The 12,741-nt window shown below is 75.0% G+C and carries 9 protein-coding genes; 6 read left to right on the top strand and 3 right to left on the bottom strand.

Translation table 11 applies throughout. From position 1 onward, the window contains the following. Nucleotides 1–37: 37 nt before the first annotated feature. Entirely contained in the window at nt 38–811 is a 774-nt protein-coding gene (locus ABZ924_RS23180) for an alpha/beta fold hydrolase (protein ID WP_361912885.1), read from the bottom strand. A gap of 222 nt (nt 812–1,033) precedes the next feature. Here ABZ924_RS23180 and ABZ924_RS23175 point away from each other — a divergent pair, with 222 nt between their 5' ends. Continuing rightward, nucleotides 1,034–1,435, top strand: coding sequence for a cobalamin B12-binding domain-containing protein (locus ABZ924_RS23175; RefSeq protein ID WP_361912883.1), 402 nt, complete (start codon nt 1,034–1,036; stop codon nt 1,433–1,435). Nucleotides 1,436–1,753: 318 nt separating this feature from the next. On the opposite strand, the gene ABZ924_RS23170 is transcribed toward ABZ924_RS23175, so the two are convergent. Both ABZ924_RS23170 and ABZ924_RS23165 read right to left on the bottom strand, forming a co-directional pair. Further along, nucleotides 1,754–3,331 carry a DUF5691 domain-containing protein gene (locus ABZ924_RS23170; RefSeq protein WP_361912966.1) on the bottom strand — a complete coding sequence of 526 codons (1,578 nt, stop codon included), beginning with the start codon at nt 3,329–3,331 and terminating at the stop codon, nt 1,754–1,756. A 264-nt stretch (nt 3,332–3,595) separates the two neighbouring features. Beyond that, nucleotides 3,596–4,945 carry an SWIM zinc finger family protein gene (locus ABZ924_RS23165; protein WP_361912880.1) on the bottom strand — a complete coding sequence of 450 codons (1,350 nt, stop codon included), beginning with the start codon at nt 4,943–4,945 and terminating at the stop codon, nt 3,596–3,598. Nucleotides 4,946–5,079: 134 nt separating this feature from the next. On the opposite strand from ABZ924_RS23165, the gene ABZ924_RS23160 reads away from it, so the two are divergent. The 5 genes from ABZ924_RS23160 to sucD all read left to right on the top strand — a co-directional run bounded on the left by ABZ924_RS23160 (nt 5,080) and on the right by sucD (nt 12,657). Continuing rightward, on the top strand, nt 5,080–6,186 hold the full coding sequence (locus ABZ924_RS23160; RefSeq protein ID WP_361912878.1) for an AAA family ATPase: 1,107 nt from the start codon (nt 5,080–5,082) through the stop codon (nt 6,184–6,186). Beyond that, nucleotides 6,183–8,465 (top strand): DUF5682 family protein, encoded by a 2,283-nt coding sequence (locus ABZ924_RS23155; protein ID WP_361912875.1) that lies wholly within the window; start codon nt 6,183–6,185, stop codon nt 8,463–8,465. Before ABZ924_RS23160 ends, ABZ924_RS23155 begins: the two co-directional genes overlap by 4 nt. 614 nt (nt 8,466–9,079) lie before the next feature. Next, nucleotides 9,080–10,246, top strand: coding sequence for a VWA domain-containing protein (locus tag ABZ924_RS23150; RefSeq protein ID WP_361912872.1), 1,167 nt, complete (start codon nt 9,080–9,082; stop codon nt 10,244–10,246). Nucleotides 10,247–10,562: 316 nt separating this feature from the next. After that, complete coding sequence (gene sucC, locus ABZ924_RS23145; protein WP_361912869.1) at nt 10,563–11,744, top strand: ADP-forming succinate--CoA ligase subunit beta; 1,182 nt, start codon at nt 10,563–10,565, stop codon at nt 11,742–11,744. A gap of 22 nt (nt 11,745–11,766) precedes the next feature. Continuing rightward, nucleotides 11,767–12,657: a succinate--CoA ligase subunit alpha gene (sucD, locus tag ABZ924_RS23140; protein WP_361912866.1), complete on the top strand. Its 891-nt coding sequence runs from the start codon at nt 11,767–11,769 to the stop codon at nt 12,655–12,657. The last annotated feature ends 84 nt before the right edge of the window (nt 12,658–12,741 follow it).

The raw sequence follows: 12,741 nt of genomic DNA, 5'->3' as shown, positions 1-12,741 counted from the left end.
GAGTTCGAAATTCGTTCGACTGGCGGCCGGTTGGAGTTCAGGCGACGGAAGCGGTGTCCGACGGCGGTTCGACGGCGCTCGGCCCGGGCCCGTCGAGGGCCCGCCGGACCGCCGCCGTGACGGCGGGATGGGCGGCCAGCGCGAGGTGTCCGATGCCCGTGACCAGGATGTTCTCCGCCCGCAGGTCCGGATGTTCGAGGCGGGCGGTGCCGGTCGGGTCCATCAGCTCGTCGAACTCGCTCCAGAACGCCACGCACCGGGTCCGGCAGCCGGGCGCGGGCGCGCGCAGCTCCGCCATCACCTCGGAATCCGGGCGGACCTGCCGGACGAGGGGGTGGGCGTCCATGAAGGGGGCGACGCGCGTACCGGAATGCGGAGTGCCCAGGGTGACGAGGGTGCGGATGCGGGCGTCGCCGCCGAGGCGCTGGACGTAGTACCGCCCGACCAGCCCGCCCAGGCTGTGGCCGACCAGGTCGACCTGCTCCCGCCCGGTGCGCTCGCAGAGTTCCTCGACCCGGCGGGCCAGATGGCGGGCGGCGCTGCGCACGTCGCGGGTGAAGGGCGAGTAGTTGTACGCCTCCACCTGCCGCAGGCCGCCCGCGGCCAGGGTGCGGCGCAGCACGACGAAGACGGACCGGTTGTCGGTGAACCCGTGCAGCAGCAGCACGGGCGGCCGCGCACCCCCGCCCACAGCCGGGGGCCTCTCCTGCCGGACCCCGGTCGGATAGTGCAGCAGGTGCACCCCGAACAGCACCGCCTCGAGCACCCCGGCCCGTACCGCAGCCCCGGAAACGGGCACGGCAAGCCCCATGGAAGCCTCCCCCCGGACATGTGGACCGCGCGGCCCCGCGGTGCCGCCGGGCCGCGCCGCCGTGCCGTGCGGCTGCCGGTACGGTGGCGCGGCGCTCCCGGTGCGGCTCCCCTGGCGGTGAATCAGCGCCGACCCACGTGTGATTTCCCCCTCGTGGTTGACCGCGAAACGGCGGTGTGCGCGATGCTGTACTTAACGTTCGTTCACTCGGGAGGCAGTGCGATGGGTGTGACCGGTCCGATCCGTGTGGTGGTGGCCAAGCCGGGTCTCGACGGCCACGACCGCGGCGCGAAGGTGATCGCGCGCGCCCTGCGGGACGCGGGCATGGAGGTCATCTACACGGGCCTGCACCAGACCCCCGAGCAGATCGTGGACACCGCCATCCAGGAGGACGCCGACGCGATCGGCCTGTCCATCCTGTCGGGCGCCCACAACACGCTGTTCGTCCGGGTCCTGGAGCTCTTGAAGGAGCGCGACGCGGAGGACATCAAGGTCTTCGGCGGCGGCATCATCCCGGACGACGACATCGCCCCCCTGAAGGAGAAGGGCGTGGCCGAAATCTTCACCCCGGGCGCGACGACGACGTCCATCGTGGACTGGGTCCGCACCAACATCACCCGCTGACCGGCTGACGCGGCGCTGCCGGTTGCCCGTTGCCGCCGCTGCGCGGAGCTTTTCCCCACCCCGCCCCTTCTCCCCCAGCTACCGCTGGGAGGTGCCCCCAGAAACCGGGGCTCCGCCCGGACCCCCGCCTCAAACGCCGGCGGGGCTGGAAAATCCAGCCGCGCGGCGTTTGAGCGCACCGGGCGCGGAGCGCCCGGGTCCGGGTCCGGGCGGAGCCCGGTTTCTGGGGGCACCTCCCAGCGGTAGCTGGGGGGAGAAGGGGCGGGTAGGGGAACGGCCCCGCGCAGCGGCAGCGGCGGCGGCGGACCCGCGGCGCGGTCAGGTGGCCGGGCCGAGTTCGGCCAGCATCGCGGCCCGCAGCCGCAGCGTGGCCGCGAGCCGCTGGAACGCCTCATCCCAATACCCCGCGGCCCCCGCCTCGGCATCCACCGGCCCCCCGGCCCCCGCGGCAAGCCCCTCCAACCGCCCGGCCTCCGCAGGATCCAGGCACCGCTCGGCCAGCCCCATCACCCCGCTGAAACTCCACGGGTAGCTCCCCGCCTCCCGCGCCGCGTCCAACGCATCGACGACGGCCCGCCCCAGCGCCCCCGCCCACGGCACCACGCACACACCCAGCAGCTGGAACGCCTCCGAGAGCCCGTGCGCCCGTACGAACTCGGCGACCCACTCGGCCCGTTCCCCCTCCGCCAAGACCCCCAGCAGCTTCGCCCGCTCCGCGAGCGACGCCGTGCCCGGGGCCGTCGCGGTCGGCGCCGAAGCCGAGCCGAGCAGTGCCTTGGACCACTCCGGATCCCGCTGCCGCACGGCGGCCCGGCACCACGCGGCGTGCAGTTCCTCCGCCCAGCTCTCGCCGTCGGCGATCGGCAGCGCGACGATCCCGGCCGCATCCAGCCCCCCGAACCGCTCCCGCCAGCAGGACAGCGGCGCCGCCTCCACCAACTGGCCCAGCCACCAGGACCGCTCCCCGCGCCCGGCGGGCGGCCGCTCCACCACCCCGTCGCGCAGCATCCCGGCATCGCACTCGGCCGGCGGGACCACCCCCTCCGGCCCCACGCAGGCCAGTGCCCGCGCGGCCATCCGCGCGGCGAGCGCCGATCCGGGCAGCGCCGACAGCAGCTCCGCCGCCGTCGCCCGGACGTTGCGGCTGCGGTCGCCGAGCGCCGCCTCCAGGAACGGCTCGTCCTCCTCCGACAGGCCCACCCGCAGCGAGTCCAGGAACATCAGCCGGTCCTCGGCCCGCTCGGTGGCCCAGGTGGACGACAGCAGCCGTATCGCCGCGGCCGCCTCGTGGCCCCGTACGGCACCGAGCAGGGCGACGCGCTCCGCGAACAGGCCCTCCTGCCACAGCCGTTCCACCCCGGCCCGGTCCTCGGGGTCGGGCAGGATCCCGCCGCCGGCCCCGCCGCGCAGGGCGAACCGCCAGTCCGGGTTGAGGCCGGCCAGCCACAGTCCCCGCGACCCGGCCAGGGCGAGTGCCTGCGGGCGCAGGTCGGTACGGGCCCGGGCCGCGTCCAGCAGCGCCGGCAGCAGGGCGTCCGGAGCCCGGTAGCCGTGCCGGCCGGCGGCCGCCAGCCACTGGGGCAGCAGCTCCGTCAGATCCGGGGCGGCGCCCCGCCGCCCGCTGCCGCTGCCAGCGCCGGTCCGGCCGGCCAGCAGCTGTGCGAGCCGCCGCCGGGCCGGCTCGGGCGGCTGCGGGCGCGGGTCCGCGGGTGCGGGCTGCGGCAGTGCAGCCGCCGCGGCGGGCCGCAGCCCGGCCCGCCGCCGTACGGTCTGCACGGCCGCCGCGTCGAGCAGCGCCTCAGGGCTGCCCCGCCGCCGCTCGGTCCCGAGCAGCGCAACGGCAACCAACTCCTCCCACTGCGCGTCTTCCCGGCCCGTCTCTTCGCCCCGCTCCATCTCCCCGTGTCCCCTCGCCCCGTATCCCTGCTCACCGACCTCAGCCGTCACGGCCATCGGGCCCCCTCCCTCTCGGTGTTCCGGGCTGCGGTCCCGCCCCCTCCGCGGGACCGCAGCCGTCCCTGTTTCCCCCTGTCGCCGGCCCTTCAGCTGGCGTGGTTGTCGCTCACAAAAGCCCCCCGGCTCACTCGTCTTGCACACCGGCGCCCCCGCGCCGGTGCTCCCTCCCCTGCGAGGCCCCCCGGCCCCCCGGCCCCTCTCACGTCACCCCAAGGCGACCGGTTCCGGGCAGCCCGGCTGCCACGCGGTCAGCGGCGTGAAGCCCCGATGGCCGCATTCGCCGAAGACCGTGACCGGGCCCCCGCCCGACAGCGCGGCCAGCTGCCACAGCCCGGACCGCGGCCGGCCCCCGCCGGAGGCCACGGGCAGCGCACAGCCACCCTCCGCATCCGCCAGTTGCCAGCCGAGTTCCCCTGGTACCGGGATCACCGGACCGAGCACCACGGGCCAGGAGTCGAGCCACGGATCCTCCCGCAGCGCCGCCCCGTACGCCTCCAGTGCGGCCCCGGTCCCGACCCCGGCCGGCACCCGGTCGCACGGCGCGGCCGGCGCGTACCTCTCCCCGAGGTCCGCCCGCAGCCCCGCCGAACCGGGCCGGAAGCGGGCCTCCGCCTCCAGCACCAGCCCGACCGGCAGCGCCAGCCCCGGCGGCCGCCCGGGCGGCCCGAAGTCCAGCACCAGGGCCGGGCGCCCGCTGTCCAGCCCGCGCAGCCATATCCGGCGGGTGGTCAGCCGGCCGTCCGGCGACACCGAGTCGTACTGGGCCAGGACCAGCCAGCGGTCCCGTACGCCCTCCCCCTCCGCACCGGTGCCGGGCAGTCCCACCCTGCTCCGCACCGTCGCGGCGAGCGGCTGCGGCAGCCCTGCCACCCCGAGCCAGCCCCGGTTCAGCAGGTGCAGCAGCGCGCCCTCCTCCAGCATCCGGGCGGGCCAGCCGGGGCCGCAACCGGGTATCGTCCCCAACTCCCGGACGCGGGCGGCCAGACCCGGCGCCTGGGCGTCGACCATCCGCGCCGCGGTCTCCTCCCACGACGCGTACCCCGCCTGCTCCTGGCCGGCGAGCCCTGCCCGCACCAGGTCGGCGAGCCGCTGCTCCAGCTCGGCGACGCCGGCGCCGATCCGGGCCGCCCTGCGCTCGGCCCGGCGCCGCGCCGCCTCCGGATCCGCCGGGCCGGCCGCCGCGCCCGCCCCGACGGCCGCGGGCGCTGCCTTCGCCGCCCGTCCCGCCAGCCACTCGCCGGCCCAGTCGGGTGCCTCGGCCGCCTCGCCGAACCCCTCGGCGGACCAGAGCAGCAGGAGCCCGAGCGCGTGCTTGCACGGGAACTTCCGGCTCGGGCAGGAGCACTTGTACGCCGGGCCCGACAGGTCCACCACCGTCCGGTACGGGGTGGCGCCGCTGCCCTTGCAGCATCCCCACACCGCACCGGAAGCGGAACCTCCGGTCTGGGACCACGGGCCTGCCCCGCCCAGCGCGGCTCCCGCCTTGCGTGACGCCGCGTCAGGAGCCAGGGCCATTACCTGTTCCGCCGTCCAGCGGACCTGCTGCTCAGTCATGCCAACCACCGTAGAGACCCCCACTGACAATCGCCCTGACCTGCAACAACGGTATGGGCAGGGGTCGTTGTCAGTGGTGTGGTGCACGGTGGGTGCAGCAGTCGGGAACGGCTGTCGAGCCTTGGAGGGGGACCATGACCACGCAGGGGAACGGCACCGGCGCGCAGGCGCTGCGACCGCACGCCGAGGACGCCTTCGCGCACGAACTGAAAGCCCTGGAAGCGGCCGACGACCGGCCTCGTCCGGCCCGCTGGAGGCTCTCCCCGTGGGCGGTCGCGACGTACCTCCTGGGCGGCGCCCTCGAGGACGGGACCGTCATCACGCCCAAGTACGTCGGCCCGCGGCGCATCGTCGAGGTGGCCGTCACCACCCTCGCCACCGACCGCGCGCTGCTCCTGCTCGGCGTCCCCGGCACTGCCAAGACCTGGGTCTCCGAGCACCTGGCCGCCGCCGTCAGCGGCGACTCCACCCTCCTCGTCCAGGGCACCGCCGGCACCCCCGAGGAGGCCATCCGCTACGGCTGGGACTACGCCCGCCTCCTCGCCCACGGCCCCAGCCGCGAGGCCCTCGTGCCCAGCCCCGTCATGCGGGCCATGGCCGAGGGCTCGACCGCGCGCGTCGAGGAGCTCACCCGCATCCCCGCCGACGTCCAGGACACCCTCATCACCATCCTGTCCGAGAAGACGCTCCCGATACCGGAGCTCGGCCAGGAGGTGCAGGCCGTGCGCGGCTTCAACCTCATCGCCACCGCCAACGACCGCGACCGCGGGGTCAACGAGCTCTCCAGCGCGCTGCGCCGCCGCTTCAACACCGTCGTGCTGCCGCTGCCCGCCACCGCCGATGCCGAGGTCGACATCGTGGCCCGCCGCGTCGACCAGCTCGGCCGCGCCCTGGAGCTGCCCGAGCCGCCCGAGGGGCTGGAGGAGATCCGCCGCGTCGTCACCGTCTTCCGCGAGCTGCGCGACGGGGTCACCGCCGACGGCCGCACCAAGGTCAAGTCGCCCAGCGGCACCCTGTCCACGGCCGAGGCCATCTCCGTCGTCACCCACGGCCTCGCGCTCGCCGCCCACTTCGGGGACGGAGTGCTGCGCCCGTCCGACGTCGCCGCGGGCATCCTCGGCGCCGTCGTGCGGGACCCGGCCGCGGACCGGGTCGTCTGGCAGGAGTACCTGGAGACCGTGGTGCGCGAGCGGGACGGCTGGAAGGACTTCTACCGCGCCTGCCGGGAGGTGACGGCATGAGCCGGGCGGCGGCCCGGCCGGGGCCGCTGCTGCTGGGCGTGCGCCACCACGGGCCCGGCTCCGCCCGCGCGGTGCGCGCCGCCCTGGAGGCGGCCCGGCCTGCGGCCGTGCTGATCGAGGGCCCGCCCGAGGGGGACGCGCTGCTGCCGCTCGCCGCGGACCCTGGGATGCGGCCCCCCGTGGCCCTGCTCGCGCATGCCGCGGACGACCCGGGCCGGGCCGCGTTCTGGCCGCTGGCCGAGTTCTCGCCGGAGTGGGTCGCCCTGCGCTGGGCCCAGGAGCAGGACACCCCGGTCCCGGTGCGGTTCATCGATCTGCCGGCCGCCCACACCCTCGCCCGGCAGGACGGCGGGGAGGAGCCCGGTGGCGTACGGCCCGATCCGCTCGCCGCCCTGGCGCGGACGGCCGGGTACGACGACCCGGAGCACTGGTGGGAGGACGTCGTCGAGCACCGCGGCTCCGGGACCGTCCGGGACCCGGAGGCGGCCTTCGAGGCGCTCGGCGAGGCCATGGCCGCACTGCGCGAGACGTACGGGGACAAGGGCGCGGGCGCGGGCTCCCGCGACCTGGTGCGCGAGGCGTACATGCGGCAGAAGATGCGGGCCGCCCGCCGGGAGTTCGGCGACGACTACGCGGTGGTGTGCGGGGCCTGGCACGTGCCGGCGCTGCGCGCGCGGACCACCGCCGCCGCCGACCGGAAGCTGCTGACCGGGCTGCCCAGGGTCAAGGCGGAGACCACCTGGGTGCCCTGGACCCACCGGCGGCTCGCCCGCGCCGGAGGGTACGGGGCGGGCATCGCCTCGCCCGGCTGGTACGCCCATCTCTTCGCGGCCCCCGACCGGCCGGTGGAGCGCTGGCTGACCAAGGTCGCCGGACTGCTGCGGGAGGAGGACCGGCAGGTCTCCCCGTCGCACGTCATCGAGGCGGTCCGGCTGGCCGACACCCTGGCCGCGGTGCGCGGGCGGCCGCTGCCCGGCCTGGCCGAGACGCTGGAGGCGGTCCGGGCGGTGATGTGCGACGGCTCCGACGTACCGCTCGCGCTCGTCGAGGACCGCCTGGTCGTCGGCGATGTGCTCGGCGCGGTCCCCGACGGGGCGCCCGCCGTGCCGCTGCAGCGGGACCTGACCCGGCAGCAGCGCTCGCTGCGGCTCAAGGCCGAGGCCCAGGAGCGCGAGGTCGAGCTCGACCTGCGCAAGGACACCGACGCCGCCAAGTCGCTGCTGCTGCACCGGCTGCGGCTCCTCGGCATCGACTGGGGCGTGCCCGCGGCCTCGCGGGCCGGCACCGGGACCTTCCGCGAGACCTGGCGGCTGCGCTGGGAGCCGGAACTGTCGGTGAGGGTCGCCGAGGCCGGGATCTGGGGCACCACCGTCCTGGCGGCCGCCACCGCCAGGGCCGAGGCGGATGCGGCCGGCGCGCGGGAGCTCGGCGAGGTCACCGCGCTGGCCGAGCGGTGCCTGCTCGCGGGGCTGGCCGAGGCGCTGCCCGCCGTGCTGCGGGCCCTCGCGGACCTCGCCGCCCTCGACACCGACGTGGCGCGGCTCGCCAAGGCCCTGCCCGCGCTGGCCTGCGCCCTGCGGTACGGGGACGTGCGGGGCACCGACGCGTCGGCCCTGGGCGCGGTGGCGTCCGGGCTCGCCGAGCGGATCTGCGTGGCGCTGCCGCCGGCCTGCGCCGCCGGGCTGGACGCCGACGCCGCGGCGGAGCTGCGCGGCCACGTGGACGCCGTGCACGGGGCGGTCGGGCTGCTGGAGGCCGAGGGGCTGCGCGAGCGCTGGTCGGCGGTGCTGCGGGGCCTGGCCGGCCGCGAGACGGTCCCCGGGCTGATACGCGGCCGGGCCGCGCGCCTCCTCCTCGACGAGGGGCGGCTGCCGGCCGGGGAGACGGCGCGGCTGATGGGCCTCGCCCTGTCCCCGGCCGCCGCCCCGGCGGACGCGGCCGGCTGGATCGACGGCTTCGCCGGCGGCGGCGCGGGCGGCGGCACGCTGCTGGTCCACGACGACCGGCTGCTCGGGCTGATCGACGCCTGGCTCGTCTCCGTGCCGGAGCAGTCGTTCATCGACGTGCTGCCGCTGCTGCGGCGGACGTTCGGGGCGTACGAGGCGGGTGTGAAGCGGACCTTGGGCGAGCTGGTCCGCCGCGGCCCGGGCGCCGCGCCCGCCGCGGGCACCGCCCCCGAGGGCTTCGCCCCCGACCTGGACCCGGCCCGCGCGGCCGCGGTCGTCCCCCTGGTCCGCCTGCTCCTCGCCGGTGCGGGGGCCGCGGGCGCGGCGCCGTGACGCGGGCCGGGCCGGGTCGCGGGTTGTGCCGCTGCGCGGAGCCGTTCCCCCACCCCGCCCCTTCCCGAAACCGTGGCCTGCGGCCCCGGACCCCGCCCGCCTCAAACGCCGGCGGGGTTGGGGATGGCCCCGGCGGGGCTGGGACGGATCTGGCGGGGCTGGGATGGACCCGGCGGGGCTGAGACGGACCTGGCGGGGCTGAAAGACCCGGGCGCTCCGCGCCCGGTGCGCTCAAACGCCGCGCGGGCTGGATAGCGCCGCTGTGCGTGGATTGTGCCGCTGCGCGGCAATTCCAGCCCGCCGGCGTACAGCGCCGCCGGCACCCCGCCGGCACACAGCGCCGCCAGCACCATCCAGCCCCACCGGCACAATCCAGCGCCGCCGGCACCCTTCAGCCTCGCCGGCGTTTGAGGCGCGGGGTCCGGGGCGGAGCCCCCGATCTTTGAGCCGCGCCTGCGATTGAGGCGGGCGGGGGCCGGGGCCGCAGGCCACGGTTTCGGGAAGGGGCGGGGTGGGGGAGTGGCTCCGCGCAGCGGGACGGGGCGGTGGCTGCGAAGGCCGGCGTCGAGGGGGCGTCGGCGGTGACGAGGACGGACAGGACAGGGGTCGGACGGATGAGCGGGACGGGGGACGTCATGGGGAACGGCGGGGAGCGGCTGCGCCGCTGGCGGATGGTGCTCGGCGGGGAGTCGGACGGGACCGGCTGCGCGCTCGGCGGCCGGGACGCGGCCATGGACGCCGCGCTCGGGGCGCTGTACGGCGGCGGGGGCACCCCGGGCGGCGTTTCCGGCGGGAGCCGGAGGGCCGGCGGGCTGGGCGGGTCCGCGCCCCGCGTCGCACGCTGGCTCGGGGACATCCGTACGTACTTCCCCGCCCCGGTGGTCCAGGTCATGCAGCGCGACGCCATCGAGCGGCTCGGCCTGGACTCGCTGCTGCTGGAGCCGGAGATGCTGGAGGCGGTCGAGCCGGACGTGCACCTCGTCGGCACCCTGCTCTCCCTGAACAAGGCCATGCCCGAGACCACCCGGGAGACGGCCCGGGCCGTGGTCCGCAAGGTCGTCGACCGGCTGGAGCAGCGGCTCGCCTCCCGCACCCGCGCCACCCTCACCGGCGCCCTCGACCGCTCCGCCCGCACGGCCCGCCCCCGCCACGCCGACATCGACTGGAACCGGACCATCCGGGCGAACCTGAAGCACTACCTGCCCGAGCACCGCACGGTCGTCCCCGAACGGCTGATCGGGTACGGCCGGGCGGCGCAGTCGGTCAGGAAGGAGGTCGTCCTCTGCATCGACCAGTCGGGTTCGATGGCCGCCTCGGTCGTCTACGCCTCCGTCTTCGGGGCGGTGCTGGCCTCGATGCGTTCGATCGCGACGCGCCTGGTCGTCTTCGACACCGCCGTCGCCGACCTGACGGATCAGCTCGACGATCCGGTGGACGTCCTGTTCGGAACCCAGCTCGGCGGCGGCACCGACATCAACCGCGCCCTGGCCTACTGCCAGTCGAGGATCACCCGCCCTGCCGAGACCGTCGTGGTCCTGATCAGTGATCTCTACGAGGGCGGCATACGCAACGAGATGCTGCGGCGGGTCGCCGCGATGAAGGCGGCGGGGACCGAGTTCGTGGCCCTGCTCGCCCTGTCCGACGAGGGCGCCCCCGCGTACGACCGGGAACACGCCGCGGCCCTCGCCGCACTGGGCGTCCCGGCCTTCGCCTGCACGCCCGACCTGTTCCCGGAGGTGATGGCGGCGGCGCTCGAGAAGCGGCCCCTGCCGGTGCCCTGAGCCGTGCCCTGAGCCGTGCCCCGGGCCGTGCCCCGAGCCCCTCCCGCGGGTGCGGGCCGGCCGCCTCCGTACATCGGCGGATCGCACGAATTTCCCGTTCCGCCCTGAGCGGATCTGTGACAGGTATCACCGCTCAGGTGTGATCTGCGATTTAGGGACCCACGTGTCCCGGGGATAACCTGCGGGACGGACATGCCGCGCCGCGGTCACCGTGTGCGCCTCCCTAGTGACAGAGCCGTCACGTTGCCCTCCGCGGCACGCCCACGCAGACAACCGCGAATCACTGCGAATCTTTGAAGACAAGGGACGGACGCGCGTGGACCTGTTCGAGTACCAGGCGAGGGACCTCTTCGCCAAGCACGGTGTACCGGTGCTGGCCGGTGAAGTCATCGACACGCCTGAGGCGGCTCGCGAGGCCACCGAGCGGCTGGGCGGCAAGTCGGTCGTCAAGGCGCAGGTGAAGGTCGGTGGCCGCGGCAAGGCCGGCGGCGTCAAGCTGGCCGCCACCCCGGACGAGGCCGTCGCCCGCGCGACGGACATCCTGGGCATGGACATCAAGGGCCACACGGTCCACAAGGTGATGATCGCGGAGACCGCTCCGGAGATCGTCGAGGAGTACTACGTCTCCTACCTGCTGGACCGCACCAACCGCACCTTCCTGGCCATGGCCTCGGTCGCGGGCGGCATGGACATCGAGCAGGTCGCCGAGGAGACCCCCGAGAAGCTCGCGAAGGTCCCGGTCAACGCCAACGAGGGCGTGACGATCGAGAAGGCCCGCGAGATCGTCGCCCTGGCGCAGTTCCCGGCCGAGGTCGCCGAGAAGGTCGCCGAGGTCCTGGTCACCCTGTGGAAGACCTTCATCGCCGAGGACGCCCTCCTCGTCGAGGTCAACCCGCTCGCGAAGGTCGCCTCCGGCGAGGTCATCGCCCTCGACGGCAAGGTCTCCCTCGACGAGAACGCGGAGTTCCGCCAGCCGGGCCACGAGGAGTTCGTGGACCACGCGGCCGCGAACCCGCTGGAGGCCGCCGCCAAGGAGAAGAACCTCAACTACGTCAAGCTCGACGGTGAGGTCGGCATCATCGGCAACGGCGCGGGTCTCGTCATGAGCACCCTGGACGTCGTCGCGTACGCCGGTGAGAACCACGGCGGCGTCAAGCCCGCCAACTTCCTCGACATCGGCGGTGGCGCCTCCGCCGCCGTCATGGCCAACGGTCTCGAGATCATCCTCGGCGACCCGGACGTCAAGTCCGTCTTCGTCAACGTCTTCGGCGGCATCACCGCCTGCGACGAGGTCGCCAACGGCATCGTCCAGGCCCTGCAGCTGCTCAAGGACAAGGGCGAAGAGGTCACCAAGCCGCTCGTCGTCCGCCTCGACGGCAACAACGCCGAGCTGGGTCGCAAGATCCTCTCGGACGCCAACCACCCGCTGGTGCAGCGCGTGGACACCATGGACGGCGCGGCCGACAAGGCCGCCGAGCTCGCTGCGGCTGCGAAGTAAAGGGACGAGGTCACAGACTCACATGGCTATCTTCCTCAACAAGGACAGCAAGGTCATCGTCCAGGGCATGACCGGTGCCACGGGCATGAAGCACACCAAGCTGATGCTGGCCGACGGCACGAACATCGTCGGTGGCGTGAACCCGCGCAAGGCCGGCACGTCCGTCGACTTCGACGGCACCGAGGTCCCGGTCTTCGGCTCGGTCGCCGAGGCGATGGAGAAGACGGGCGCCAACGTCTCCGTCCTCTTCGTCCCGCCGGCCTTCGCCAAGGCCGCCGTCGTCGAGGCCATCGACGCCGAGATCCCGCTGGCCGTCGTCATCACCGAGGGCATCGCGGTGCACGACTCCGCCGCCTTCTGGGCGTACGCGACCGCCAAGGGCAACAAGACCCGCATCATCGGCCCGAACTGCCCGGGTCTGATCACCCCCGGCCAGTCCAACGCCGGCATCATCCCGGGCGACATCACCAAGCCCGGCAAGATCGGTCTCGTGTCGAAGTCCGGCACGCTGACCTACCAGATGATGTACGAGCTGCGCGACATCGGCTTCACCTCCGCCGTCGGCATCGGTGGCGACCCGGTCATCGGCACCACGCACATCGACGCCCTGGAGGCCTTCGAGGCCGACCCGGACACCGAGCTGATCGTCATGATCGGTGAGATCGGCGGCGACGCCGAGGAGCGTGCGGCGGACTTCATCGCGAAGAACGTCACCAAGCCGGTCGTCGGCTACGTCGCGGGCTTCACCGCCCCCGAGGGCAAGACCATGGGTCACGCCGGCGCCATCGTCTCCGGCTCCTCCGGCACCGCGCAGGCCAAGAAGGAGGCCCTCGAGGCCGCCGGCGTCAAGGTCGGCAAGACGCCGACCGAGACGGCGAAGCTGGCGCGCGAGATCCTGAACGCCGCGCAGTAGGCACCGGCTGCTCTCGCAGCACCTGAGCACGGGCGTGGGGGGGGCGCCCCCCCCGCCGGGGGGGGGGGGCGCCCCCCGCGCGGG

It is taken from the genome of Streptomyces sp. NPDC046876, assembly GCF_040645035.1.
GTDB lineage: Bacteria > Actinomycetota > Actinomycetes > Streptomycetales > Streptomycetaceae > Streptomyces.
This window is presented reverse-complemented; position numbering and strand designations above follow the sequence as displayed.